Here is a 25,824-nt window from a genome sequence, read left to right on the forward strand (position 1 = left end):
AAACAAAGATGGAGTCAGATATAAGTCATGAAAAATATGAAATGGATCGTATGTAGTCAAATAGTGTTAGGTCTATTATTTCTTTTTGGCAAGGGGAGTTTAGTAGAGGCAGAGGGGATGGGCTACTCAGTAAGGGCGGTTATCCCTGATAATCAAGTAGACAAATCGCAAACATACTTTGATTTAAAGATGGTAGCTGGTGCGACACAAGAGTTGGTACTAGAAATAGTCAGTACTAGTGATCAGCCATTAGAGTTAATGGTGGAGCCTCATGTTGCAACGACCAATCAAAATGGTGAGTTGGAATACAGTGTCACGCCTAAGACACAAGATTCTACCCTTCTTTATCCAATCACTGACTTACTCTCAAGCAAACAATCTGTGACTGTTCCACCAAAGGAAACGAAACACGTGACGTTTCGCTTGACTATGCCAAAAGAGGCAGTGACAGGGAGATTAGTTGGTGGTTTTTCCATTTACGATAAAGAGAATGAGGCAGATGGTATGTCATCAGGAAAAGATGAGGTACAAATTCACAATGTTTTTTCAGTTGTGATTGGGATTCAATTACGTGAACAAGAGACAATGATTCAACCCAAATTGACCTTGAACGGGGTCAAGGCAGGATTATTTAATTATCGTACGGCTGTGTTGGTCAATCTTCAAAATCCCCAACCAGATTTTTTAGGTAATGTTGAGGTGGTTGCACAAGTTAAGAAAAAAGGGTCTGATAAAACTCTTTATGAAGTTGAAAAAAAGGGAATCGCTTTTGCGCCAAATTCAAACTTTGATTTTCCTATTTCTTTGGAAAATCAAGAGTTACAGCCTGGAAGTTACGAGTTGAGCTTGAAGGCAACCTCTGGTGAAGCAAGCTGGTTGTTAACAAAAAAATTTAGAATTACTCGTGATGAGGCAACTGAATTTAATGAGGAAGCAGTCGAGCTAGAAAAAACAGTGAACAAGGGCGGCATGATCTTAATGGTGAGTTTAATCAGTGTATTTATCATTATCTTCTTGTTGACAGTAGGGTATATAGTTACGCAACAGAGAGAGAGGCGAAGATGATGAAAGCTGTTGTTAAGTGGGTAGTCACTGGAAGTTTTTTGTTGATCGTTGTCTGGTTTCCTCATTCGGTGCTAGGGGAAACAACGGATTCTCTTTATACAGAAATTGATGGTAATGGTACCGTCATCGATGGGAGTCTAGCAGATATCCCTCATGATAAACCTGTTATTAGGCCGACGTATGTGGGAAAAGCCATCAAAGAAGACGTGAGTGGGCCAGATGGACCTTTTCTAGGATTTTATGGCGAAAAACCAAATGTTGGCTCGGGAGACAGTTATTACGGGCATGAATACCGGATTGGTACGAACACGATTATGCGTAATCTGGGGACGTTCAAAGGCAAAGAAATTGCCTTACGAATGGATTTCACTCGGGCGACCCCTAGTTGGACAGCTAAAGTCAACTTGGAAAGTGATGGGGCAGTCAGATTTGCTATGGATTATGAAAGTCCAGCTGAAGTTAGACTGGTTTATAATGATGGTGATTATAGGACCCCAGTTGAAAATGTTTATGTGGAATTGCCACTGCTTTATCGACCGACAGCTTACAATCCGATGAAGGGGACCTATGATACGTCTTACGTTCGAACGAGTAACCTAAAGCGTGTTTATTTTACGACGTTATCCTATAACAATATAATTAATCGGGTATCTCGTGAGGTTCATACATTTATAGATACCTCTGCCAAGTCCTATGAGGCAGAGGCTTTGAAGATGGTTCATGATAATTCCAAATCAACCTCACCCCTAGGAGAGAATGTCGGCATGACGTTCTTTTTTGATAATAATCAGCCTTTGGTATTTTACGGTAAAGGGGTAACATCTCCAGCTAGTTATGCTACTTTTTTCAAAAGTAGTCTTAAAACCCCTGGAGAAATCAAGTATCTTGCTCCAAAGACAAAGTCGGTTAAGAATACTGATAAATTTGAGGCTCACTTTGATTTAACTCAGGGGCTGAATGATGGTTATACTCAATATTTTCCTGATTACCTTAGTGTCGTCATGTCTGATCGGAAAGGTAAATTTAAAAGACTTCGGGTTGATTCCGCTATATTCACAGATCAAGGAGGTGAGGATATTTCTCATTTGATTGAGTTGGTTCCTATTAACGATCATGAAGTAGAATTTCGTGTTAAAAGGGAAGACTTGATTGCCTTGGGGAGTAATCAATTAAATCTGACGTTTTCAGCTGAAGGCTTAGATAGTCAGGCAGTTATGAAGGACTTTGATGAAGTGGAAGGGGTTTACCCTGTACCGGTTACTTTTTATAACTATAAGTGGCAAAATAATCAAAAAATAAAATCAGAGGAACTGGTGGCTGTAGCTAATATTATTCCCAATATATACGGAGAAGCAATGACTGGGATTAAGGCTTCACAGTATACGATGAGTGGTGACCTTGACGTGGAGAGGCTCTTAAAAAATGTTGCCACGACGTTACCTGGCGATGAGCTTGCCATTGCTATGGTAGATCCAACCATTACCTTTGATGAGGTCAAAACGTATCAAGTTGAGGTTAGCATAACGAGTAAGTCGACTCAAAGGGTGAAAGTAGTCAGCGTCCCCATAGCAATTGATGAGGCGGTGATTGTAACGAGAGCCTTCTTTGAGGACCAGGAGTGGTTAATTAAGGAAGTCAACCGGCAACTTGCGCCTAAAACAATCGACAGTGATGTGTATATGTCGGATTTACTGAAAATTAAGTCAATTGTTGATCGAGATACGGAAGCTAAGTTTGCTGGACAACACATTCCTAAGACCATCAGTGAATTAAAAAATTTAGAAAGTTTGGAGCTCTGGAACAAGGAGATGACTGGGAAACTGCCAGAGGAACTTGGCGAGCTTAGTCACTTAAAGCATTTAATTATTTATGGCAATAAATTTAAAGGTAGCATCCCAGAGTCCTTAGGGAATTTAAAGGAATTAAGCATTCTATATTTGTATTTTAATTCACTGAGTGGGGCAATTCCGCAAGGCTTAGGAAACTTGAAAAAGTTACGGGAAATAAATGTGAGCTTTAATCAATTAATCGGTTCGATTCCTGTATTTCCAGATGGTCAATTAACTAAATATGACGTGAGTTATTCTCAGGTCACTTTTAATGATCATAGGACGCCGACCTTTATTCCAAGAGTAGATGAATACGGACGAACCTTGATTGTTAAGAACCACAGCAACACGGGTAAGCCCTATGTTGAATGGCATTTAAATGGCCATGAAAAACTGCCAGTCGTAGTGGATCAGACGGTGATTAAACCTTTTGATCCAGCGAATCGTGGATTCTTTAATCTTCACGTTAAGGCCACTTCAGACGAGTCAAAACTGGCTCTTTTCCCAGATCATCGCTATCAGATAATCAGTCAAAAAACAGGTGAGGTCGTCTATGAAGGACTTGCTAATAAGTCAGTGGAAGTGGTGGCTGATGTGGGAGAATCATTTGAAATTATTATGGATGATGCGCCTAATAATCCGAATAACTGCTTTGTGATTAAAGGCACGCCACGTGAGTTAACAATTATGGGCACACCTAAAACCCTATCTCTAACATTAAAAACCGACAGTTTAGCGATGGAACCAGTTGGATTAAGTGGGAATGATCGATTGAGAATTCGTGATAACCGACTAGGCGGCAATTGGCAATTGAAAGTTAAACCGACTGAGTTGTCGAGCGAAGCTCATATTTTGAAAGGGTCTTATCTGTATACCAATCAAGCCAATCAATTGATCGAACTTCCTGTGGGAATTTACAAAGGGATTGAGGAAGGGAAAAGCAACGCCAGTACGGAGTTTATTGATGTGATAAGTGGCTGGGAGTCAGGTCGAGGGTTGCGGTATCAATCCTTTCAGATGGGGAATTATAAAGGCAACTATCAGGGGAAACTGGATTGGCAGCTGGTTGATGCACCGGGGATAGAGGATAAGTGAGAAAAGTAAGTTTATGAAAGGCAAAGGATGTTGTTTAACTGTAAAAATTAATGGTTAAACCGGTGTGATATATCGTAATCTAATAAAGGTAACAAGGTCAGGCACTCTCGTTATGAGGTATCTGACCTTGTTTGTCTTACATCGTCATTGTTTGTTTCGTACTGCCGACCACAAGACCAGTTTTTTCTTCCCACCACTGATTGACTTCTGCGACGTATTGAGTTGGAAAAGGTGCCAAAATATCACTGAAGTTAACGTTTTGTAAATGAGCATAAGGGAATGACATCATTAAATTGTGCTTAAGTTCGGCTAATAAATTGTAGTATTGGAAGATGCCAAAATAGGTTTCTTCCGCATCATTATCCAATAAAATCCCAGGGACTCGTTCAAAGATAAAGCCGAAACTACGCATCATAAACGTAAAGGCATCCATTTGCTCCGGTTCGATGTGTTCCACGTTTCGCAGTAGCTGGGTGTGAGCGCTTAAGGCAGCACTCAATTCTTTTTTCAGTTCCAGTTGTTCAACAGGGTAAGTCATGTAAATTCCTCCTTATTTCTGATGAGATCTGCTTATCGAAAGCTGTGGGCTTAGTTTAAGGGAATTAAGCCCGCAGCTAAACTTACTTGAATAGTTGACCAAGCCAACCTTTTTTCTTAGGTGGTCTGTCAGGTACCTTGGTTTCTTCCACATTAAGTGCGTCAGGTTGGTGATCGTATTTTTCTGTCACACTAATGGGATCAATATCGACTGCTTCTTCGCCAGCGTAAACTAGGCCAATCGCCTCAGGTTGTGCTTGATTTTCTGTATCCACAATTTTAAAGGAACAGTTGGCTTTTTGACTGGCGACCATATAGGTATTTTGTAAATGAGGGGCTAGAGCGGCATTAATCAGAACTTGGTGGTTTGGATTTTTTGTCAATTCCTCTTTGAAATAAGCCAGATTATTGGCTTTTGACATTTCAGCAAGGGTCATTGATAAATAAATTCGTTCCCGAAAGGTGCCTAAGTATTTTCGCTTTTCATCAGGCTTAATCTGTGGTGCTCCGTACATCCCTTTTTCTAAGTAATCTTGAACATCTTTGGCCATAAACATCCCCTTCCTTCTGTCTCTTCTTTTGTTTCAATTATAGCACATCTCGCGCCCCAGTAGGCTTATGAACCTGTTTTACTGGACATTGGCCTGTTTAGCTATGGTAATCTTAGAAAGAAAGTCAAAACTGTCACATATAGTCGAGTTGATTCGTTATATAGAGTGAGAGGAGGTCGAAGGATGAAAAAGAATAAATACAAGTACGCTCAGGCGAATTGGCTTACTTGGATAGTCATGGTGAAGATAAAGGCTTTTATAAAATGCCCAAGATTGAACCACAGGAAAAAAGAACCATTCACTTCGGTTATTTTGTTGATGAAGAGCAGCTTTCAAGTATGTTTATTAATCTTTTCTACTATGGTGGTGTCTCGGATAATGTGGAAGATCTCGGCGCAAACGATCGCTGGTGGGTCGACATTCGCCAATAATGACAGTAGCAAAAGCATCTAAAGTTGTTTTTCACCCTTGACTTTTATAAAGGACCTTGTTATAGTTAACCCGAATTAGAAAACTTCATAAGATTTGTTAGGTGAGGCTCCTATACAAACACAGGCTACTGCCCAAAAATGTCGAGAGACGCCAATGGGTAGAACAGGGATTGTCGATCTAAGGCTTTTCATAAGGTAGCTAAAAGCGAACTGCTTTTTACGTTGTATAGTGCCAAAACTCAACGATGAGATCTCTAAGCGGTTATTTTGTGTGCCTTAATTTCGTGCTTATAAACCTTACGTTGAGTTTAGCGTAAGGTTTTTTTGATGTTTTTTAGTAATAAGGAAGGTTAGGAAGAGGTGGTTAGTAATGGACGATCATTTACCGAGTTGGCAGAAGCAGGAAAAAGATGAGAGCGATGAGGATGATTATGGTCCTTTAATCGACCATGTCATTCCGACCAATTAAAACAGGTCTCTCATTTTTTCCAATAATGTCCCATGTTTAAGTTTGTTTGCCTTGCTAGCTGTGATTAATCAGCGTTAGCAAGCCAAACTGATGGTTCAAGCAAGGAGGAACGGATATGTCAGCATTATGTGATGTCATTGTGTTTGGCGGAATAGGCACTCTTTTGTGGTACCTGTGGTTTGGAAGAAAGTTGAGGGGAAAAAAATGACAAAAAGATTAGCGACTGTTGGACAAGGGGATAAGGTGTATCAATTTTCAGCGTCTAACAGTTTTAAACGAGTAATGAAACAATTTGGTACATCTGACAAGGGGTTGGATGGGGATGGTGTCCTGGTGTCTCGTCAGCGTAATGGGGCTAATGTTATCACGACAGAGAAACAGGATAGTTTATTTATGAAAGCACTCAAGGCGTATATTACGCCGTTTACCATGATTTTACTGGCATTAGCAGCCATTTCATTTGTGACGGACTATGTTATTGCGCCACCGGCTGAAAAAGATATAACGGCGGTGCTGATCATCAGTACAATGGTGGTTGTTAGTGGTAGTTTGACGTTGTTTCAATCAGTCAGATCGACCAATGCCGTAGAGCGCTTGACTAAAATGGTTAGGGTGACGGCGACAGTAACCCGTAACAACCATCAAGTAGCCGAAGTCCCAATCGAAGAGATTGTCTGTGGAGATATTGTTAATTTATCTGCGGGAGATATGATTCCGGCAGATGTCCGCCTTTTTCAGGCAAAGGATTTATTTGTCAGTCAATCGGCAATGACGGGAGAAAGTCAGCCAGTGGAAAAACTGGCAAATGTGGAAAAGGACACGCAAAAATCCATGACTGATTTTGTGAATATGGTTTATATGGGAAGCAACGTGGTCAGTGGAAGTGCCAAAGGAATCGTGGTACGTGTAGGTGATGACACTCTTTTTGGGGACATTGCCCAAGAAGTCAGTAAAAAGAAAGGCTTAACCAGTTTTGAACTGGGGATCAGTTCTGTCTCGTGGCTCTTGATTCGTTTTATGTGCATCATGGCACCGACGGTTCTATTAATTAATGGCATAACGAAAGGGGACTGGTTAGAAGCCTTCTTATTTGGACTATCAGTGGCAGTTGGTTTAACCCCTGAGATGTTGCCGATGATTGTCACCACTAATTTAGTGAAAGGGGCCACAGGCATGGCCAAGAAAGGCACCATCATTAAAAATATTAACGCCATTCAAAATTTTGGTGCTATCGATGTTTTGTGTACCGATAAGACGGGAACCTTGACCCAGGATCGGATTGTGCTGGAATACCATTTAAATGTTGAGGGTATCGAAGACGATCGGGTTTTACGTCATGCTTTTTTTAATAGTTATTATCAAACTGGATTAAAAAATCTTTTGGATGTGGCGATTATCGATGCGTCAGATCGAGAGTTGGAGATTGAGAAGGATGATTATGAAAAAGTCGATGAAGTGCCCTTCGATTTTGAACGTCGGCGGATGAGTGTGGTTATTCGTGATCCTCTTGGAAAGACTCAGATGATTACGAAAGGTGCCATTGAAGAGATGCTGGTGGTCTCAAGTTACGTGGAACATCAGGGAGCTGTGTTGGAGCTGACCGATGAACGGCGGCAGCAAATCTTAAAGACGGTGGATGAGTTAAATCAGGATGGTTTAAGAGTTCTAGGGGTTGCCCAAAAAACCAATCCTCGTGTACAAGGGGAATTTTCAGTTTCGGATGAAAGTGAGATGGTTCTGATGGGGTACTTGGCATTCTTGGATCCTCCGAAGGAAACGACTCGACCTGCTCTAGAGGCTTTGAAAAAGAACCATGTGCAAGTTAAGGTGTTGACAGGTGACAATGCGCTAGTGACGCGGACGGTCTGTCAACAAGTTGGTTTGGAAAATGAAGAGATGTTGGCAGGCAGTGACATTGAAATGATGTCTGATGAAGTGTTGACTATGAAGCTGGCAGATTACAATATCTTTGTGAAGTTATCACCTAAACAAAAGACGCGGATTGTTAAACTCTTAAGAGAGGCAGGCAATACAGTGGGCTTTCTCGGTGATGGTATCAATGATGCGCCGGCAATGAAAGAAGCGGATGTGGGAATTTCAGTTGACACGGCCGTTGATATTGCCAAGGAATCAGCAGATGTGATTTTGCTGGAAAAGGATTTGATGATTTTAGAACGTGGCATTATCTCAGGACGGCAAACCTTTGGAAATATTGTGAAGTATATAAAAATGACGGCCAGTTCTAATTTTGGCAATATGTTTTCTGTGATTGTGGCCAGTCTGTTTCTGCCGTTTTTACCGATGCTACCCATTCAAATTCTCTTTTTGAATCTGATTTACGATATCTCCTGTGTCTCTTTACCATGGGATAATGTGGATGAGGAGTACCTCGAGAAGCCAAAAAAATGGAGCGCGTCTTCAATTGGTTCTTTTATGCGATGGATTGGTCCGACCAGTTCAGTCTTTGATATTACGACCTACTTACTGATGTACTTTATTATCTGTCCGGCAGTAGTCGGTGGCTCTTATCACACCTTAAGTGGTGGGGATCAAGCTTTGTTTATCGCTTTATTCCATGCGGGCTGGTTTGTCGAATCGTTGTGGTCTCAAACCTTGGTGATTCATGCGTTGCGGACGCCAAAAATTCCCTTCTTGCAAAGTCGTGCGTCTTTTATTGTGACGACGATTACCTTCCTTGGAATTGGCGTCGGAACAGTGTTGCCCTATACGGCATTAGGAGCTCATCTAGGAATGGTAGCTTTGCCTATGGTGTTCTTTGCTTGGCTGGCAGTGACGATTCTGGCCTATATGCTATTGGCTACCTTGCTTAAGGTAATCTACATTCGGCGGTTTGGTGAATTATTGTAGTAACTAAGAAAAAGCTTGGGGTTGCCTCAAGCTTTTTTCTCTGTTTTTTTAACAGGGGACCTAATCTTCGATAAAAGTCAGGAAAATTGTCAGAATGTCTTGCTTTTTTTTGTGAAATTACTTACACTTACAAATGAGAGTGAAAATCATTCTCAATTAAAAGGAGGGCTGCAGCGTTGAAAAAAGGTTTACTTTTTATTATTCTCGTAATTGTCGCTGTAAGCTCCTTATTTATTGGTGTTCAAAGTATCTCAATTAGAGATCTTTTTCAACTAAATGAGACTCAGCAACTGGTGCTGTGGAGTACGCGGGTCCCTCGAACAGTGAGCTTGATTATTGCTGGTGCTACAAGCAGTGTCTGTGGCTTGATTATGCAGCATTTAACTCAAAATAAATTTGTGTCTCCGACAACGGCGGGTACCATGGACAGTGCTCGTTTAGGAATATTAGTGGCAATGGTTTTTTTTCCAAATGGCTCAACCTTAAGTCGCTCTTTTGTGGCCTTTGTGTTTGCTTTTTTAGGAACCATGCTCTTTATTCAATTAATCCAGCGTTTACCGCAAAAAAATCAGGTGATGGTGCCCTTAGTTGGCTTGATGTTTGGCAACATTGTTGGGTCAGTCGTGACATTTTTTGCTTATCAGCTACAACTGATTCAAAATATGTCATCTTGGCTTCAGGGAAACTTTGCGACGATTACGCGCGGTGGGTATGAGTTAATCTACTTGACGGTGCCATTGTTGATCTTGGCTTACCTTTACGCCTATCATTTTACGATTGCCGGCATGGGAAAAGATCTGGCGACCGGTATTGGCTTGAATTACCAACTAGTGCAACTGTTTGGTTTGGCAATCGTCTCCTTGGCCAGCAGTATTATTCTGGTCACAATTGGAGGCTTGCCCTTTTTAGGTGTCGTTGTGCCGAATATTGTGTCACTTTATTATGGTGATCAGATGAAACAAACCCTTTGGGTGGCGGCTGGGGCAGGCAGTATTTTCTTGATCGTCTGCGATATCATATCCCGATTGGTGATTCAGCCTTATGAGGTTCCAGTGAGTTTGGTTGTGGGAGTCATCGGTAGTGTGATTTTTATTGCTCTCTTATTAAGGGGGGCGAAAAAATGAGGAAGTTATGGCAAGCGCAGTGGGTGAAAATCGCCGCTTTGGTAATCGGGGTCTTGTTGTTTAGCTGGTTGTTTCTAACCTATCACACTTATGGCAATTGGGAGTTTGCTTTACGTTTACGAGGGAAAAAGATCTTGGCGTTTGCCTTTGTGGGAATTGCCACTAGTTTTTCGACGATTACTTTTCAAACAGTGACCCACAATCATTTTTTGACACCGAGTATTCTTGGCTTTGACTCCTTGTATATCTTGATTCAAACCTTGTTGTTTTTCTTTATGGGTCACGAGACAGGTACACTTCTTCAAAGTGATTATGCCATGTTTGGCTTAAATGTAGTGTTAATGGTTGGCCTTAGTACGGTGCTCTTTTTCTTTCTATTAAAGAAGGGCGATCAAAATTTGTATTTACTTTTGATGATTGGCATGGTTTTAGGAACTTTTTTCGGCAGCGCTAGCACCTTTTTACAAGTCCTACTGGATCCGAATGAATACGATAAATTGCAAGGGAAGTTATTTGCTAGTTTCGCCAATGTGGATGTGTCTTTACTGCAGGTTGCAGGGGTGTTAATGCTGGGAACCATCGTTTATCTATGGCTTTCGGCTCATCAATTGGATGTCCTTCACTTAGGCAAAGAGAAAGCCTTGAATTTAGGGATTGATGTGGGGAAGTTTCAAATTCGCTTATTGTTGGCAATTAGTTTATTAGTTGCCTTGTCTACGGCTTTAGTGGGGCCAGTGACGTTTCTTGGGTTTATTGTGGCTAATCTGACCTACCAGTTAATGGGAACCTTTCGTCATCGTACACTGTTTGTGGCCAGCAGTTTATTAGGCATGTTGTTATTGATTGTCGGTCAGTTTTTTGTGGAACAGGTCTTTAAGTGGAACACGACTATGAGCGTGGTAATTGAGTTTATCGGCGGTGTTTATTTTGTCGGAAAAATCTTGTCTGAAAGGAAGAATGAACGATGATGGATATTGAGAATGTTTCCAAGCAGTACGGAAAAAAAGCGGTTGTGGTAGATGTGGATTTGCCCATAACAGAAGGCAAGTTGACAGCCTTTATCGGCCCTAATGGCGCAGGCAAAAGCACCTTATTATCCATGATGAGTCGTTTGATTGACAAAGATGCTGGTGAGATTTATTTAGACGGAGATGAGGTCAAATCCTGGAAACAAAATGAGTTAGCTAAAAAATTGTCAATACTAAAACAAGCTAATTCCGTTAGTTTGAAAATTACGGTTCGTGAGTTGGTGGCCTTTGGTCGTTTTCCATACAGCAAGGGCCGCTTAGGGGTGGATGATCAGGCAAAAATCGACGAGGCTCTCAGTTATCTGGGGCTGGTTGAGTTACAAGATGAGCCAATCGACACATTGTCAGGAGGCCAACTGCAACGGGCCTACATCGCCATGGTTTTCGCTCAGGATACGGATTATATTTTATTAGATGAACCATTGAATAATTTGGATATGAATTATGCGGTCCAAATGATGAAAACCTTAAAGCGTTTAGTGGAGGAACACGGCAAAACAGTGGTGATTGTTTTACATGATATTAATTTTGCCTCAAGTTATGCCGATGAAATCGTGGCCATGAAAGACGGCAAAATATTTTGTCGGGGAGTAACGGATGACGTCATTCAAAAGGACGTTTTGGATAGCCTTTATGAGATGAATATTCGTGTTTGCGAATTGGAAGGCAAGCGCTTTTGTTTGTACTTCAATGACTAATGGGTTTAAAAATTAAAAAACACAGGAGGAAATAGGCATGAAAAAAAGCATGAAAGTGTTGGGAATTTTAGCGTTGGGATTATTGGTTTTAGCTGGTTGTGGTAATAGTGGGGACAAGAAAGAGACGACCGCCTCATCGAGTCAGACTGCAAAAGTTATGACCGTCAAGGATTCAGAGGGGGAGGTGGAAGTACCAGTTGACCCGCAAAAAGTTGTGGTCTTTGATATGGGCTCATTGGATACGATTAATAGTTTAGGCAAAGGTGACAGAGTCATTGGAACCGCAACGGATAATTTGCCAGCTTACTTGGACACCTTTGCTGATGTGGAATCAGCTGGAGGCATTAAAGAGCCTGATTTGGAAAAAATAAATGAGTTACAACCAGATTTAATTATTATTTCCGGTCGCCAAAGCGATTTCAAAAAAGAGTTATCCGCGATTGCTCCCACTTTGTATTTGGCAGTAGATAACACCGATACTTGGGCGTCAACAAAAACAAATATTGAGACGCTTGCGACTATTTTTGGTGAAGAAAAGCTAGCTAAAGAAAAAATCTCTGATTTAGAAACGCAAATTGCAGACACTAAAGAAAAAGCACAAGCCAGTAAATTAACAACCTTAGTGACACTAGTGAACGAAGGCCAACTGTCAGCTTATGGTGAAGGCTCACGTTTTGGCATCATTCACGATACCTTTGGCTTTATTCCAGCAGATACAGAAATCGAGGCGTCAACGCATGGCCAATCTGCTTCATTTGAATATGTTCTGGAAAAAAATCCTGATGTGATTTTTGTGATTGACCGTACGAAAGCTATTGGTGGCGACGATGAAAACAACGATGTGTCTAAAAATGAATTAGTGGCGCAAACGAATGCTGGTAAAAACGATAAAATTATTTCCCTTCAAGCAGATGTTTGGTATTTATCTGGCGGTGGGATTGAATGTACAGAATTAATGTTGAAAGATGTCCAAGCAGCACTTAACTAGATGGTTCGTAAGAGGCTGAGAGATTTTCAGCCTCTTTTTTAGAATTCCCCTTTTCCCACCATAAATTATGTTATTATAGAAAGAACTAATTTGAGAAGGTGGGAGTAGGATGAAAAGTCAAACGTTAATGTTAGCAGAAAATCAATTTTTAGAAACGGAGCGATTATTTTTGCGCCCTGTCACACTAGCAGATGCTGAGGATATGTATGAGTATGCCTCAGATGATGAGACGACAAAATATGTTTTTGAGACTCATACCTCACTTGAGGATACTAAGGAAAACCTGGCTAAGTATTTTTTGAGTAAGCCCTTAGGCAACTACGGGATTGTATTGAGGGTCAATCAAAAAATGATTGGCACGATTGATTTACGAGTCAATGAGGATCATCGTAAAGCTGAGATGGGTTATACACTAAATAAAGCATACTGGGGCCAAGGTTATACGACCGAGGCGGCAGCAGAATTAATTCGATTGGCTTTTGAAAAATTAGAATTGAACCGTGTGGAAGCTATACATGATAGTCGTAACCCAGCATCTGGTCGCGTGATGGCGAAAATCGGTATGATCAAAGAAGCGGTTTTAAGAGATGTGGTGATTATTAAGGGTGACGTGGCGACTAATGTTGTGTACGGCGTAACGAAAGAGGATTATTGTAAAAGTCAGGAGAAATAAAATGGTAAAGATGTTTCGAAAAAAAGAATTTGATGTGTTTAAAGTTGAGGGCTTAGATGAACGAATGGCAGCTGTTCGTGAACGGATTCAGCCAGTTTTCCAAGAGCTGGATGAGTATTTTGTTAAAAAGCTGACACCGCTAGTTGGGGAAGAACTGATTGTGCATATTGCGCAACACCGTCGTCGAACTGCCAATGCTCCTGATTTCACTTGGAGCGCTATGGGTGGCGATAAGCGTGGCTATAAAAAATACCCCCACTTTACCTTAGGCATTAATGAAAATTATATTGTGATGTGGTTATCTTTTATTGATAATCCACAAAATGAAAAACAGATGGCTCAGGCTTTTTTGGAGACTATCGAATTACTAGAAAAACTACCAGGTGATTTTGTTATTAACACAGATCATACGATAAATAACTACATTAATATTAAGGAAACTGATTTGGTAAAAGATTTGACACGATGGCGTGATGTCAAGAAAGGCGAATTTCAAGTGGGCCGGATTATCACAAAAGAGGATGTGCTCCTAAAAACGCCGACTAAGGCTCGGACGTATATGTTAGAGACTTATGTCGAATTACTTGATCTGTATAAATTAGCATACCAAGCAAGAGTGTGACGTAGTCTTTCCTTTTGACGGCGATATAAATAAGTCTACAGATTACTGTTATCTTAAAGTGATTTGTAGCCTTTTTTTCTGAAAAAGACGGCAGTGAGATAGATTTTCAAAAGGAATCGAAGTGACTTTCGCATTGAGGTTACGGTGTGAATATAGTAAAATTGAACTAAGTCAAGTGATTTTATTATTGGAAAGAATGATGACTATGGGACGAATAAAAGAAAACTTAAATTTTTATGTTAGGTTGGACACCGATTCAGGCAGAGATATCCCAGAAACTATAGACCTTAATATTGCTGAGAAAAATGTTGAAGAACAAGCTATCGAAAGAATAGTGAATGAACGAGCTGGTGCTAAAATTTTGATTACCGAAAGCAGTTCATTGATGGCAGAAATAAATGAGTCGAAGGATATTACTAAAAATGAATTTGCTAACATGTCAGATGATGAGTTATTCAACTCATAAGTGATAGTCCTAAAAAACTGAAATGAAAGGCAAGAGTGTTCTGTATAAATAAGTAACAAAAAGATACTCTTTAATTAAGCTGAATGAGTTAATTACTATCCACAACCTGAAGTCTTTCCGGATTTTGGAAAAAGGTTGTGGATATTGTTGTCTATAGACAAGATAGAGTTGAAGAGTTTTGGAGGAATGTAAGAAATGAGTTTAGAAAAAGTTGTGATTGTGATAATTGCCATGCGCTTAATTGATATCACTATTCTTTTTTTTAGTCGCAAATTAACGAAACACGGCAAGCTTGTTAGAGACTTGTTAATGACCTTAGTAACGGTGGCGGGAATTTCGGTCTTAGTGATGGATCTGGCACCTCGATTAGCCAAAAGTGAATCACAAGGTATCACTAAAGTAGTGGAAGGGTTGGTTGGCGAAAGTCAAAAAGTTGTGACAGAAAAATTAGAGGCAGTTGAAATTACTAAGCGTCCTTATTTGGAAGATAAAAAAGTGGCGGTGATTGGTGATTCGATTACTGAATTAGATGGTCAAACTGTGAAAAATGTTGGCCCAATCGTTGGTTATCAAGAGGTTTTCCGCCAACAGGGGGCAACGGTTGTTACTTATGGATACAGTGGTGCCACCTATGCCTTGTATGATAAGAACATTTCTGGCAGTGAGCACCGTTCGATTTACGATATGATTGTTAAAGCTAAAGTGGATTTTAAAGACGTGGATATTGTCACCTTATTTGGTGGCACCAATGATGTGGGAAGAGGTTCCGCCCTTGGCACGGTGACGGATAAGACACCCGCTACAACCCTCGGAGCTTTGCGAGGGATTATTGATTATGTCAAATCGAACAATCCTAAGTGTCAAATCTTTGTTTTTACGCCGATCCAACGAACAGATCGAGACAATTTGCAAGAGAAGATGGAGGCAACTGCTCTCGGTATTATGGAAGTGGCTAAGAGCTATGAGTTACCGACGGATAACCTGATGGAAAATTCAGGTATTACCAAAGAAAGTGACAATCAAGTCAAGTATATGTATGACAAGCTACATCCGAATAGTGATGGCATGGCGCTAGTGGGACAGCGCATGGCTGAGGTAATCGAGGGCACAATGGAATAGAAGAAAGGAAAAAGCTGAGAAGAATCTTGGCTTTTTTTTTTTGATTTTTTGATTTCCCTGTGGACCGCTAGGGAAATCCTGAGATTGTTGGTGTTTGTGCGCTAGTGGTTGATTGGTTAAAGCGAGGCGTGTAGATGGGGAGAGCATGGTCATTGCATAGTTTGATTTCCCTGTGAACCGCTAGGGAAATCCTGAGGTTGTTAGTGTTTGTGCGCTGTTGGTTGATTGGTTAAAGCGAGGCGTGTAGATGGGGAGTCTGGTTAGAGTGATTGTTGGGATGTCTAGATTTCCCTGTGGACCGCTAGGGAAATCCGATGGTTGTTGGTGTTTGTGCACTAGTGGTTGATTGGTTAAAGCGAGGCGTGTAGTTAAGGAGAGCATGGTCATTGCTTGGTTTGGTTTTCTTGTGGACCGCTAGGGAAATCCTGAGATTGTTGGTGTTTGTGCGCTAGTGGTTGATTGGTTAAAGCGAGGCGTGTAGTTAAGGAGAGCATGGTCATTGCTTGGTTTGGTTTTCTTGTGGACCGCTAGGGAAATCCTGAGATTGTTGGTGTTTATGTGCTGTTGGGTGACTGGTTAAAGCGAGGCGTGTAGCTGGAGTGATTGTGGTAGTTCCGAATGACTATAGTGAGTTTTAAAAAACAATTTTGTATGTCTGTTTTGTGAGCTAATGGCTGGTTAATGTTGTTAAACTAGTCTTTTGTCAGAGGATAGGCTAAGTGAGGGCTGGGAAGTTGGTCTGTTGAGTTTGAACAATGGTTCTTTAAGGGGGCGAGTGCTATACTTTTCTTGATTGGGCTACTTTTATTAGTCCTGTGAGGTGCTTGTGAAAGGGGGAGAACGTATATGAAAGATGCAACTTATTGGGCAACGGAAATTCGTGAGAAACGGGTATCGCCCCAAGAGTTAATTGAGGAAACCGAGCGGCGTGTATTGGCGCTTAATCCGGCATTAAATGCCGTTGTTGAATTTGATAAAGCCAGTGCTCTGGCAGATTTGGCGTCTCGTACTGGTCAGGAAGCAGCGCCATTTTATGGGGTGCCAATAGCGTTGAAGATGTTAGGTCAAAATAAGGCGGGGATGGGGGATACGTCTTCTTCACGTTTATTTTCAAATCATTGTGCCAGTATGACGGACAACTTTGTTAAAGGATTCGAAAAATTGGGACTGATTCCGTTTGGGAAAACAAATGCCCCAGAGTTTGGTTTTAAAAATATCACCGATCCTCAATTATATGGGGTCACAAAAAATGTTTGGGACACTGCTTATCATGTAGGGGGGTCTAGTGGTGGAGCTGCTTCAGCGCTTGCTAGTGGCATGTTCCCGATTGTGGGGGCTAGTGACGGTGGTGGTTCGATTCGGATTCCTGCCAGCTTTTCCGGGCTAATTGGCTTAAAGCCAACTCGTGGCAGCATGCCGACAGGCCCTAATGGCTGGCGAGGTTGGCAAGGGGCGTCGATTAATTTTGCGTTAACGGTCTCCATGAGAGATACGGAGCAATTGTTTAAAGGCTTAAGTGGCAATCATAAAGCCTCGCCTTATCAGGCGCCGGCCTATGAGAAGGGGCGTCAGGGTCCTTTGCGAATTGCTTATTGCGTAGCGTCACCGGTCAAAGGGCTGGTGAGTGAAGAGGCCCATCAGGCTTTTGAAAAAGCCGCTAGCTTTTTGGCACGAGCTGGTCATGAACTGGTTGAGGTGGCTTATCCAGTTGATGGGGAACAATTGATTAACAGTTATTATGCCATGAATGGGGCTGAGACGGTTGCCATGATGGCTGATATTGAAGGGGCGATTGGTCGAGCTGTCACCAAAGACGATGTGGAGCCGATGACTTGGGCTATTTATCAATATGGTAAAGGAATTGGCGCAGGGGAATACGTTCGTGCTCTGCAATTATGGGATCAGGCGGCGTATACAATGGAAACTCTTTTTGAATCATATGATGCCTTTTTATCGCCAACGGCGACTGATACAGCGCCAAAGATCAGCCATGACTTACAAAGTGAGGTGATTCGTGAAGGGCTTGCTCAGGCGGAAGTTCTAAGTCAAAGGGCTTTGAAGGATCTGGTTTATGAGATGTTCGCGAAAAGTCTGGCGATTACACCGTATACGCAACTGGCGAATTTAACGGGACAGCCAGCCATTAGTTTGCCAATCTATGTGGCTAAAAATGGATTGCCAATTGGGGTCCAGTTAATGGCGTCAAAAAGTTGTGAGGACATCTTATTTCGTTTAGGAAAAGAATTAGAAGAGGCCCAACAATTGATTGTGCCAGCATATTATAGAGAGTAGGATGATGGGGAAATGAAAAAAACAGTCATGGGATTAATGGTAGCGATGGTTTTACTTTTAGGGGCTTGTGGAAAGCCGACTGCCAAAGAAGAGGCTCAGGACACTAGTTGGGAAAAGGTGGAGAAAGCAAACAAATTGGTCGTCGCCACGTCAGGCACCTTGTTTCCAGCTTCTTACTACAATGATCAGAATGAGTTAACCGGCTATTCAGTGGAAGTCAGTCGGGAAGTAGCCAAGCGTTTAGGGCTGGAAATTGAGTTTAAAGAATACAACATAGATGGCACGATTGCCTCATTAAAAAATGGCACGGCAGATTTGATTGCCAATGATTTATCCTTATCAGAGGCGCGTGCGAAAAATTTTGCGTTATCACTGCCTTTAAAGTATTCATTTGACAGCATGATTGTCAGAAAAAGCGATGATTCTGGAATTGCTTCCTTAGAAGATTTAAAAGGGAAAAAAGCAGCGGGAGAAGCGACAACTGGCTATATGAAAATCGCTGAAAAGTTTGGAGCTGAATTGGTGAGCTACGATAACGCCACTAATGACCAATACTTAACAGATGTGGCTAATGGTCGAACTGATGTTATTTTGAATGATTATTATTTACAAAAGATGTCAGTAGGGGCTTTACCGGATATTCCAGTCAAAATTTTAGAAGATGTCTACTTTAATGCCTCAACTTCAGGTTTGTTATATAACAAAAAAGATGTGGCGTTACGTGAAAAAATTGATGGTGTTATCAAGGAGATGCAACAAGAGGGTCAGTTAAAAACCTTGGCAGAAAGCTTTTTTGGTACGGATGTATCGGTAGAGCCAACGGTTAAAGTCGATCGGACTGTGAGTGCGGATTGATGAATGGGGCAGTTTATATCCCTCAGCTGGATATTAAATTAATGTGGGAGTCTGTGCCTTTTATTTTACAGGGGTTACCCTACACTCTTGGTTTAAGTCTGTTAAGTTTTTTATTGGGGAATTTTCTGGGTATCTTGCTGACGATATTGGGGTTATTGCCGGTTAAACCTTTGCAGTGGTTGTTGCGATTTTATATTTCATTTTTGCGAGGTGTGCCTGCCTTGGTTTTACTGTTTATTTTATACTTTGGCATGCCCTATCAACTAAGCGCCACTACGGCAGTGGTGATTTGTTTTACCTTGACGAGCAGTGCCTTTTTGGCTGAAATTTACCGTGGCGCCATCAGTGGTGTTGATAGCGGTCAGTGGGATGCTGCCAGAGCTTTGGGCTTTCCTTTTATTAAAATCATGACCAAGATTATTTTGCCACAAGCCTTTCGGATTGCCATTCCTTCCTTGGGGAATGTGGCCATGGATCTCGTTAAAGGGACGGCTTTAGCGGCGACGATCACCGTTCCTGAAATCTTTCAAAAAGCCAAAATCATCGGTGGCCGTGAATTTGACTATATGAGTCTCTATGTTTTAGTAGCCGTCATCTATTGGCTCTTGTGCTTGGCCATCGGTCGTGTGCAGCATTATTTGGAAAATAGGTACCAACAATACAGTTAGTAGAGACATCCTGTTAAATGATCAGGCAAGTCGTTTAAAGGAACTAGATAGCTAGAGGCTGAGGGGATTTCCCAGCCTCTTTAATCGGTCAAAAAACAAGACAAAATAAGTGTTTCAATTTCTGTGAAATAATTCCCTAACATTTTTAAAAGTAAACTTGACTAAAAGAGCCAAAACTCTTGAATCTGAGACCTTTTTTCGTTAGAATGAAAGAGGTACGCAAATTGTTATATTTAAGAGAGAAAAGAAGTGACAGAATGCCTCAAAATAAAATTGAAACAGGCTTTCAATTACTTGAAACGTCGATTAAATTAATTCAAACAGCTCTAGAGATTCCGTTTATTGACGCCTATATCGAAAATGGTGAAAATATGACTGATGGTTATCAAGTGCGAGTGCTTGATCATGTGCCGGATGAGGAAACAAAGGGATTGATTGAAGCAAATTATCAGGAGTTTCAACAACTGGAATTAACAAGTGAAGAAAAACGTAAAGTCAGCCAATTGTTATTATTAAAAGGAACCATGGCAGAACCTTTACAGGCCAATCATCAGTTAACACCTGATGCCTTAGGTTTTTTGTTTGCTTATCTGGTTGAAGCGTTAGTTGGGAAAACCCAACCATCAGTGGCCATCAATGACTTAACAGTGGGAATGGGAAATCTGATCCAGACTGTGATGCTGAGCTTGCGAGAATCTTATTCAGTTAAAGGGACTGGGGTAGATGTGGATGACGCGTTGTTAGCTGTGGCGGCAGTTAATGCTCAGTGGTTTGACACGCCTTTGCAGTTATTCCACCAGGACAGCTTGCAACACTTGCTAGTGGAGCCTGCTGATGTGGCAGTGGCAGATCTGCCAATCGGGTTTTATCCAAATGACGAACACGCTCAAAGATTCGTAACAGGTGCTAAGGACGGTCATTCTTATGCCCATCACTTATTGATGGAACAAAGCATGACGTATGTCAAAGAGAACGGTTTTGGCTTATTCTTAGTTCCGAGAGACTTTTTAGAGACAGAACAAGCCTCAGAATTAAAAGAATGGCTGACAGAAAAAGTGTATCTACAAGGGATTTTACAATTACCAGATAGCTTGTTTAAAGCCAAAAATTCTCAGAAGTCGATTATCATTATCCAAAATCATGGCGAAACGAGTCATCAAGCCAAAGAAGTATTGTTAGCAAGTGTGCCGTCACTTAAAAACGGCGAACAGTTACAACGCTTTTTCAAACAGTTTAGCACGTGGAAAGCCAAAAATATAAGTTAACTAAAAGGAGTTCTATCAAATTATGTCAAAAACAATTGCAATCAACGCAGGTAGTTCAAGTCTAAAATGGCAGTTATTCGAAATGCCTCAGGAAGATGTTATCGCATCAGGAATCGTGGAACGTATTGGATTAAATGATTCAATTTTTACGATTAAATATGGTGAAGGCCAAAAATTCAATGAAGTATTAGACATTAACGACCATGAATTTGCGATTAACATGTTATTAGAAAAAATGACAGAATTAAACATCATCGCTTCTTTCGATGAAATCACTGGTGCAGGTCACCGTGTTGTAGCTGGTGGCGAACACTTTAAAGAGTCAGCTTTGATTGACGATGCTGCTTTGAAATTAATTGATGAGTTAGCTGAATTTGCACCACTTCATAACCCTGCTGAAGCAGCTGTTGTTCGTGTGATTCAAAAGTTATTGCCAAACACAGTTAATGTGGCTGTTTTTGATACGTCATTCCATACAACGATGCCTGAAGTTAACTACTTGTACAGCATCCCAATGGAATACTATGAAAAATTCCAAGCGCGTAAATACGGCGCTCATGGAACAAGTCACCGTTATGTGTCTGAAAAAGCGGCTGAAATGTTAGGCAAACCAGCTGAAGAATTAAAAATCATTACGTGTCACTTAGGTAATGGTGCGTCAATTACAGCGGTTGATGGCGGTAAATCTGTGGATACTTCGATGGGCTTTACGCCTCTTGCTGGTGTGACAATGGGAACTCGTTCAGGCGATATCGACCCTTCTCTATTACCATACTTAATGGAAAAATTAGGCTTAACAGATGTGAAAGACATGATTGATATTTTAAACCAGAAATCAGGTTTAACAGGTCTTTCAGGTATTTCAAGTGACATGCGTGATTTGGAGCATTCTGAAAAACCAGAAGCGCAATTGGCGCTTAAAATCTTTGCAGACCGTGTTCGTAAGTACATTGGTAGCTACGTGACAGTTATGAACGGCGTGGATGCGATTGTCTTTACGGCTGGTATTGGCGAAAATGATTCAAACATGCGTAAATCAATCATCAATGGTATGACTTGGTTTGGTTGCGAAATCGATGATGAGAAAAACAATGTTCGTGGTGAACAACGTGTGATCTCAACAGATGACTCAACTGTTAAAGTCTTATTGATTCCAACAGATGAAGAAGTCATGATTGCTCGTGACGTTGAAGCGTTAAAATAATCTGATTAATTCCGATTCGGCGAAGGCTGAATCGGGATTTTTTTATATGACGACTTTCAAATAGCGGGTTATTGGCTTATACTAAAAGAAAAAGAGTAGCCTTAGGAGGATGAGCATGGATCGTCAAGATACGTTAAAGCGACTGCGTCGTGAGCTGAGAAATGGTCAGCATCTTTTAGGTGTGTCGACCGGTTCGGGGATGATGGCTAGTCAAGCAGCAAGAGGCGGTGCTGATTTTATTATGGCTCTTAATTCAGGCCGCTTTCGAACGATGGGTCGGAGTTCTCTTGCAGGCTTTTTGCCATTTGAAAACAGTAATCAGGAAGTCTTTCGGTTTGCTTCAAAGGAATTTTTGCCTCTTTTACCTAACTTGCCGATTATTTTTGGTCTCAATGGGACCGATCCTTTAATTGATTTGCCAGAGTTTATTAAAGCGATTAAGGAAGGTGGCTTTTCCGGTGTGAATAACTATCCAACTGTGGGCTTATTGGATGGTCAATTTGCAGAGGCGTTAGAAGAAGCTGGTCTCTCTTATGAAGAGGAGGTCAGAGCCATCGCAGAGGCTCATCGTCAGGGGCTTTTTACGATTGCCTTTGTTTTTAATGAATCTCAAGGGAATGCGATGACTCGGGCGGGAGCAGATGTCATCTGTTTTCACTGTGGGCTGACAAGAGGTGGCAAGCTGGGGGCTAAAAAAGTGATTACGCTAGAAGCTGTTATTAATCAAGCTCGTGGTATTTTTACTGCAAGTCGTAAGATTCGCCAAAATGTCATCACGATGATTTATGGTGGTCCAGTTAATGATTTAGTGGATAGCCAGTATATCTATAATCATTTAGGGGAGTTGGATGGGTATATTGGCGGGTCGACTTTTGATCGAATTACGCCAGCTGAAGCAGTTATTGAAAAGACTAAACATTTTAAGCACCCTCAGGAATTGGTTGAAACTAATTTGATGGCGAAAATGCTGGATGGTATTGAAAAGCATTATGATTATGTGGAATTTGTAAAAAAATACATTAAACAAAATTATGCCGGTGAGGTTCAATTAGATGATTTAGCTAAGGTTGCCCATATTTCTAGTAGTTATCTTAGCACGTTGTTTAAGGATAAAACAGGGTCTACTTTTACGGACTATTTGATCAGATATCGGCTTAATCAGGCTGTTCAATTACTGAGCAACCCGACATTAAAACTCAAAGAAGTCGCTACTTTAGTAGGGTATCAGGACTACGCCCAATTTAATAAAATTTTTAGACGTTATATGGGAATGTCACCCAGTGACTATAAAGCACAAATCATCTAATATAAACACTAGTGAATGCGTTATAAAAACGTTTACACTTGGTGTTTTTTTCTTATAATGAAAGTATAAGGGATAGAGAGAGGAGCTTTAAGATGGTAACAAGAACGGTAGCATTAGTAGGAACCTTTGATACGAAGGGGGAAGAGTATCTATTTATTCGAAAGTTATTTCATGATGTGGGGGTTCAGACACTGACCATCCATACGGGTGTTTTTCCGCCTTACTTTGAACCAGACGTCAGTAATCAGGAAGTAGCCTTAGCAGCAGGTGTGACAATTGAATCGTTGATGGCTAAAAAGGACCGAGCTTATGCCACTGAGATATTGGCTAAAGGGATGAGGCAACTTATTCCACGTTTGTATGCTGAAGGCAAGTTTGCTGGAATTATCTCTTTTGGTGGTTCTGGAGGAACCTCATTGGTGGCGTCAGCCATGCAAGCATTACCCATTGGGGTGCCAAAATTGATGGTATCAACCATGGCTGCTGGGGACATTTCACCTTACGTGGGGACCAGTGATATTATGATGATGCCATCAATCGTCGATGTTTCTGGGTTAAATTCGATTTCGACGCAAATATTTACCAACGCTGTTTTTGCTATGGCGGGAATGTTGCATTTTGAAAGGCCTGAAAGGGTTGTTGACAAGCGACCTCTAATTGCAGCGACTATGTTCGGTGTTACGACACCAGCAGTGACAACTGCCCGAGAGTATTTAGAGGCAAGGGGTTATGAGGTACTGGTATTTCATGCGACAGGGAGTGGCGGTAAAACGATGGAAGCTCTCATCTCAGCTGGATTTATTGATGGGGTTTTGGATTTGACAACGACCGAATGGGCCGATGAAATAGTAGGTGGGGTCTTGAATGCAGGGCCACATCGTCTGGAAGCGGCAGCCCTATCTGGGGTGCCTCAAGTGGTATCGGTAGGCGCTTTGGACATGGTCAATTTTGGCCCCTTTGAAACAGTCCCTAAAAAATTTGATCAGCGATTGTTATACAAGCACAATCCAACAGTCACATTAATGCGGACGACTAGGGCAGAAAATCAGCAACTAGGTGAAATAATTGCTGAAAAACTGAATAAGTCGATTGGTGATACTCAGTTAATTTTACCGTTGAAAGGATTATCAGGGATTGATGTCGCAGGGGAGCTTTTTTATGGCCCCGAAGAGGATAATTGTTTATTTGATGCTTTAAGGACCCATGTGAACTCAGATAAGGTCACGCTAATTGAGCGAGAAGAAGCGATCAATGAGCCGACATTTGCTGAATTTGCAGCGCAACAATTGATTGATTTAATTGAACATCAAGAAAGAAGGAACTAAAGATGAATACACAAACAAGAGAAGAGATTATGGCGGAATTTAGACAAACGAGAGCGACAGGGGCTTACTTAGTAGGCGTTGGTGCAGGAACAGGAATTACAGCAAAAAGCAGCGAAGCGGGTGGGGCAGATATGTTAATCGTTTACAATTCTGGTCGTTATCGCATGGCAGGTCGTGGCTCATTAGCAGGTTTACTGTCATACGGAGATGCCAACCAAATTGTCGTTGAAATGGGACAAGAAGTCTTGCCGGTAGTAGACAATACACCGGTACTTGCAGGAGTCTGCGGAACAGATCCGTTTCGCGTGATGGATGTCTATTTGCGTCAATTGAAAGAACAAGGGTTTAGTGGCGTTCAAAATTTTCCTACAGTGGGACTAATTGATGGAAACTTCCGCCAAAATTTGGAAGAAACCAATATGGGGTATGGTTTGGAAGTCGAGATGATCAGTAAGGCGCATAAGCTTAATCTCTTAACGACGCCTTATGTCTTTGATGCGGAACAAGCGCGTGATATGGCAGAAGCGGGAGCGGATATCTTAGTGGCTCATATGGGATTGACGACTAAAGGGACGATCGGAGCTAAAACAGCTCTTACTCTTGATGATTGTGTCGCAAAAATTGAAGCCATTATCGAAGCTGGCAAAGCCGTTAATCCAGACATTTTGGTCATTTGTCATGGGGGACCAATTGCGGAACCAGAAGATGCGCAGTATGTGATTGAACAGACGAAAGACTTAGATGGCTTTTTCGGAGCATCCAGTATTGAGCGTTTTGCAGCAGAAAAAGGGATTCGTGAACAAACTGAAAAATTCAAAAAAATCAAATAGACGGGTCTTGTTACGTCATTAAAATAAACAGATTCATTGGATTATTTAATAGGGTGGCTAGAGAAATAAGCTCAGGTGATGAAGCGATTTGTAAAAAACGAATGTGAAAGCTCAGAACTTTCCTTGGGGGACTCTGGAGTGGTTATCTGAACCAAAAGTGACAGGGACGTATCAGATGAAGACCGGTTTAGTTACATTAAAACCTGGCCAAGGCCATGAGCGTCACCATCATGTAGGCATCCAAGAGGTTCTCTATGTGTTAAAAGGAACGGGAATTCAGATGTTGGAGCTACCTGAGGGGGAAGTTGAAAAAGTAGTCGTAGCTAGTGAGTTGATTCATATCCCAGCTGATGTGTTTCATTCCACCATTAATAATGGTGACAGTCCTCTGGAAATTTTAGCGGTGTATCAATTTTCAGGGCCAGAGAAAGAGATGCGGTCTGATCCTCATTGCCAAGTGATTTTACCAAAAGATAAATAAAATCCCACTTCAGTTTTGGGCTGAAGTGGGATTTT

The 25,824-nt window shown here is 41.4% G+C and carries 23 protein-coding genes and 1 riboswitch; of the genes, 21 read left to right on the plus strand and 2 right to left on the minus strand.

What is annotated here, in order from left to right; translation table 11 throughout:
• The first annotated feature begins 27 nt into the window (after nucleotides 1–27).
• The gene (locus RWN13_RS15985) at nucleotides 28–1,065 is read left to right on the plus strand and encodes a DUF916 and DUF3324 domain-containing protein (protein ID WP_314065625.1); all 1,038 of its coding nucleotides are present in this window, start codon (nucleotides 28–30) and stop codon (nucleotides 1,063–1,065) included.
• On the plus strand, nucleotides 1,062–3,989 hold the full coding sequence (locus RWN13_RS15990; RefSeq protein WP_314065627.1) for a hypothetical protein: 2,928 nt from the start codon (nucleotides 1,062–1,064) through the stop codon (nucleotides 3,987–3,989). The genes RWN13_RS15985 and RWN13_RS15990 overlap by 4 nt, the downstream gene beginning before the upstream one ends.
• A 136-nt stretch (nucleotides 3,990–4,125) precedes the next feature.
• On the opposite strand, the gene RWN13_RS15995 is transcribed toward RWN13_RS15990, so the two are convergent.
• Both RWN13_RS15995 and RWN13_RS16000 read right to left on the minus strand, forming a co-directional pair.
• Nucleotides 4,126–4,527 carry a hypothetical protein gene (locus tag RWN13_RS15995; protein ID WP_314065629.1) on the minus strand — a complete coding sequence of 134 codons (402 nt, stop codon included), beginning with the start codon at nucleotides 4,525–4,527 and terminating at the stop codon, nucleotides 4,126–4,128.
• Between the two features lie 82 nt (nucleotides 4,528–4,609).
• Entirely contained in the window at nucleotides 4,610–5,077 is a 468-nt protein-coding gene (locus RWN13_RS16000; protein ID WP_314065631.1) for a YueI family protein, read from the minus strand.
• Nucleotides 5,078–5,304: 227 nt separating this feature from the next.
• On the opposite strand from RWN13_RS16000, the gene RWN13_RS16005 reads away from it, so the two are divergent.
• The 19 genes from RWN13_RS16005 (at nucleotide 5,305) to RWN13_RS16095 (ending at nucleotide 25,789) form a co-directional block, all read left to right on the plus strand.
• Nucleotides 5,305–5,508 (plus strand): hypothetical protein, encoded by a 204-nt coding sequence (locus tag RWN13_RS16005; protein WP_314065633.1) that lies wholly within the window; start codon nucleotides 5,305–5,307, stop codon nucleotides 5,506–5,508.
• Between the two features lie 86 nt (nucleotides 5,509–5,594).
• Nucleotides 5,595–5,766: riboswitch (M-box (ykoK) riboswitch) on the plus strand.
• A 415-nt stretch (nucleotides 5,767–6,181) separates the two neighbouring features.
• On the plus strand, nucleotides 6,182–8,845 hold the full coding sequence (mgtA, locus tag RWN13_RS16010) for a magnesium-translocating P-type ATPase (RefSeq protein WP_399553686.1): 2,664 nt from the start codon (nucleotides 6,182–6,184) through the stop codon (nucleotides 8,843–8,845).
• Nucleotides 8,846–9,021: 176 nt separating this feature from the next.
• Nucleotides 9,022–9,969: an iron chelate uptake ABC transporter family permease subunit gene (locus tag RWN13_RS16015; RefSeq protein WP_314065635.1), complete on the plus strand. Its 948-nt coding sequence runs from the start codon at nucleotides 9,022–9,024 to the stop codon at nucleotides 9,967–9,969.
• Nucleotides 9,966–10,937, plus strand: a complete 972-nt coding sequence (locus tag RWN13_RS16020) for an iron chelate uptake ABC transporter family permease subunit (RefSeq protein WP_314065637.1) — start codon at nucleotides 9,966–9,968, stop codon at nucleotides 10,935–10,937. Before RWN13_RS16015 ends, RWN13_RS16020 begins: the two co-directional genes overlap by 4 nt.
• Complete coding sequence (locus RWN13_RS16025) at nucleotides 10,934–11,695, plus strand: ATP-binding cassette domain-containing protein (protein ID WP_314065639.1); 762 nt, start codon at nucleotides 10,934–10,936, stop codon at nucleotides 11,693–11,695. Before RWN13_RS16020 ends, RWN13_RS16025 begins: the two co-directional genes overlap by 4 nt.
• 37 nt (nucleotides 11,696–11,732) lie before the next feature.
• Nucleotides 11,733–12,683: a siderophore ABC transporter substrate-binding protein gene (locus RWN13_RS16030; protein ID WP_314065641.1), complete on the plus strand. Its 951-nt coding sequence runs from the start codon at nucleotides 11,733–11,735 to the stop codon at nucleotides 12,681–12,683.
• 109 nt (nucleotides 12,684–12,792) lie between these two features.
• A complete protein-coding gene (locus tag RWN13_RS16035; protein ID WP_314065643.1) occupies nucleotides 12,793–13,356 on the plus strand; it encodes a GNAT family N-acetyltransferase in 564 nt (187 codons plus the stop codon).
• A 10-nt stretch (nucleotides 13,357–13,366) separates the two neighbouring features.
• Nucleotides 13,367–13,978, plus strand: a complete 612-nt coding sequence (locus RWN13_RS16040) for a DUF1054 family protein (RefSeq protein ID WP_314065740.1) — start codon at nucleotides 13,367–13,369, stop codon at nucleotides 13,976–13,978.
• A 205-nt stretch (nucleotides 13,979–14,183) separates the two neighbouring features.
• Nucleotides 14,184–14,444: a hypothetical protein gene (locus RWN13_RS16045; protein ID WP_314065645.1), complete on the plus strand. Its 261-nt coding sequence runs from the start codon at nucleotides 14,184–14,186 to the stop codon at nucleotides 14,442–14,444.
• A gap of 195 nt (nucleotides 14,445–14,639) precedes the next feature.
• A complete protein-coding gene (locus tag RWN13_RS16050) occupies nucleotides 14,640–15,563 on the plus strand; it encodes an SGNH/GDSL hydrolase family protein (RefSeq protein WP_314065647.1) in 924 nt (307 codons plus the stop codon).
• Between the two features lie 846 nt (nucleotides 15,564–16,409).
• A complete protein-coding gene (locus tag RWN13_RS16055) occupies nucleotides 16,410–17,855 on the plus strand; it encodes an amidase (protein WP_314065649.1) in 1,446 nt (481 codons plus the stop codon).
• A 12-nt stretch (nucleotides 17,856–17,867) separates the two neighbouring features.
• On the plus strand, nucleotides 17,868–18,710 hold the full coding sequence (locus RWN13_RS16060) for a transporter substrate-binding domain-containing protein (RefSeq protein WP_314065651.1): 843 nt from the start codon (nucleotides 17,868–17,870) through the stop codon (nucleotides 18,708–18,710).
• Entirely contained in the window at nucleotides 18,710–19,378 is a 669-nt protein-coding gene (locus tag RWN13_RS16065) for an amino acid ABC transporter permease (RefSeq protein WP_314065652.1), read from the plus strand. Before RWN13_RS16060 ends, RWN13_RS16065 begins: the two co-directional genes overlap by 1 nt.
• 257 nt (nucleotides 19,379–19,635) lie before the next feature.
• Nucleotides 19,636–20,643: a class I SAM-dependent methyltransferase gene (locus RWN13_RS16070; RefSeq protein WP_314065655.1), complete on the plus strand. Its 1,008-nt coding sequence runs from the start codon at nucleotides 19,636–19,638 to the stop codon at nucleotides 20,641–20,643.
• 22 nt (nucleotides 20,644–20,665) lie between these two features.
• On the plus strand, nucleotides 20,666–21,847 hold the full coding sequence (locus RWN13_RS16075; RefSeq protein WP_314065657.1) for an acetate kinase: 1,182 nt from the start codon (nucleotides 20,666–20,668) through the stop codon (nucleotides 21,845–21,847).
• A 115-nt stretch (nucleotides 21,848–21,962) separates the two neighbouring features.
• Nucleotides 21,963–23,153, plus strand: a complete 1,191-nt coding sequence (locus RWN13_RS16080; RefSeq protein WP_314065660.1) for a phosphoenolpyruvate hydrolase family protein — start codon at nucleotides 21,963–21,965, stop codon at nucleotides 23,151–23,153.
• 92 nt (nucleotides 23,154–23,245) lie between these two features.
• Nucleotides 23,246–24,478 carry a Tm-1-like ATP-binding domain-containing protein gene (locus RWN13_RS16085; protein ID WP_314065662.1) on the plus strand — a complete coding sequence of 411 codons (1,233 nt, stop codon included), beginning with the start codon at nucleotides 23,246–23,248 and terminating at the stop codon, nucleotides 24,476–24,478.
• 2 nt (nucleotides 24,479–24,480) lie between these two features.
• On the plus strand, nucleotides 24,481–25,308 hold the full coding sequence (locus RWN13_RS16090; protein ID WP_314065664.1) for a phosphoenolpyruvate hydrolase family protein: 828 nt from the start codon (nucleotides 24,481–24,483) through the stop codon (nucleotides 25,306–25,308).
• Between the two features lie 175 nt (nucleotides 25,309–25,483).
• Nucleotides 25,484–25,789, plus strand: coding sequence for a cupin domain-containing protein (locus RWN13_RS16095; RefSeq protein WP_314065667.1), 306 nt, complete (start codon nucleotides 25,484–25,486; stop codon nucleotides 25,787–25,789).
• Nucleotides 25,790–25,824 lie beyond the last annotated feature (35 nt).

The sequence above is a fragment of the uncultured Vagococcus sp. genome (genome assembly GCF_963518325.1).
Taxonomy (GTDB): Bacteria; Bacillota; Bacilli; order Lactobacillales; family Vagococcaceae; genus Vagococcus_D.

Coding starts and splice junctions, on each gene's coding strand:
- RWN13_RS16090 (WP_314065664.1), top strand. CDS start 24,481: ATGAATACACAAACAAGAGAAGAGATTATGGCGGAATTTAGACAAACG.
- mgtA (WP_399553686.1), top strand. CDS start 6,182: ATGACAAAAAGATTAGCGACTGTTGGACAAGGGGATAAGGTGTATCAA.
- RWN13_RS16055 (WP_314065649.1), top strand. CDS start 16,410: ATGAAAGATGCAACTTATTGGGCAACGGAAATTCGTGAGAAACGGGTA.
- RWN13_RS16025 (WP_314065639.1), top strand. CDS start 10,934: ATGATGGATATTGAGAATGTTTCCAAGCAGTACGGAAAAAAAGCGGTT.
- RWN13_RS16080 (WP_314065660.1), top strand. CDS start 21,963: ATGGATCGTCAAGATACGTTAAAGCGACTGCGTCGTGAGCTGAGAAAT.
- RWN13_RS16045 (WP_314065645.1), top strand. CDS start 14,184: ATGGGACGAATAAAAGAAAACTTAAATTTTTATGTTAGGTTGGACACC.
- RWN13_RS16020 (WP_314065637.1), top strand. CDS start 9,966: ATGAGGAAGTTATGGCAAGCGCAGTGGGTGAAAATCGCCGCTTTGGTA.
- RWN13_RS16075 (WP_314065657.1), top strand. CDS start 20,666: ATGTCAAAAACAATTGCAATCAACGCAGGTAGTTCAAGTCTAAAATGG.
- RWN13_RS15985 (WP_314065625.1), top strand. CDS start 28: ATGAAAAATATGAAATGGATCGTATGTAGTCAAATAGTGTTAGGTCTA.
- RWN13_RS16095 (WP_314065667.1), top strand. CDS start 25,484: ATGAAGACCGGTTTAGTTACATTAAAACCTGGCCAAGGCCATGAGCGT.
- RWN13_RS15990 (WP_314065627.1), top strand. CDS start 1,062: ATGATGAAAGCTGTTGTTAAGTGGGTAGTCACTGGAAGTTTTTTGTTG.
- RWN13_RS16085 (WP_314065662.1), top strand. CDS start 23,246: ATGGTAACAAGAACGGTAGCATTAGTAGGAACCTTTGATACGAAGGGG.
- RWN13_RS16070 (WP_314065655.1), top strand. CDS start 19,636: ATGCCTCAAAATAAAATTGAAACAGGCTTTCAATTACTTGAAACGTCG.
- RWN13_RS15995 (WP_314065629.1), bottom strand. CDS start 4,527: ATGACTTACCCTGTTGAACAACTGGAACTGAAAAAAGAATTGAGTGCT.
- RWN13_RS16000 (WP_314065631.1), bottom strand. CDS start 5,077: ATGGCCAAAGATGTTCAAGATTACTTAGAAAAAGGGATGTACGGAGCA.
- RWN13_RS16035 (WP_314065643.1), top strand. CDS start 12,793: ATGAAAAGTCAAACGTTAATGTTAGCAGAAAATCAATTTTTAGAAACG.
- RWN13_RS16065 (WP_314065652.1), top strand. CDS start 18,710: ATGAATGGGGCAGTTTATATCCCTCAGCTGGATATTAAATTAATGTGG.
- RWN13_RS16030 (WP_314065641.1), top strand. CDS start 11,733: ATGAAAAAAAGCATGAAAGTGTTGGGAATTTTAGCGTTGGGATTATTG.
- RWN13_RS16050 (WP_314065647.1), top strand. CDS start 14,640: ATGAGTTTAGAAAAAGTTGTGATTGTGATAATTGCCATGCGCTTAATT.
- RWN13_RS16040 (WP_314065740.1), top strand. CDS start 13,367: ATGTTTCGAAAAAAAGAATTTGATGTGTTTAAAGTTGAGGGCTTAGAT.
- RWN13_RS16060 (WP_314065651.1), top strand. CDS start 17,868: ATGAAAAAAACAGTCATGGGATTAATGGTAGCGATGGTTTTACTTTTA.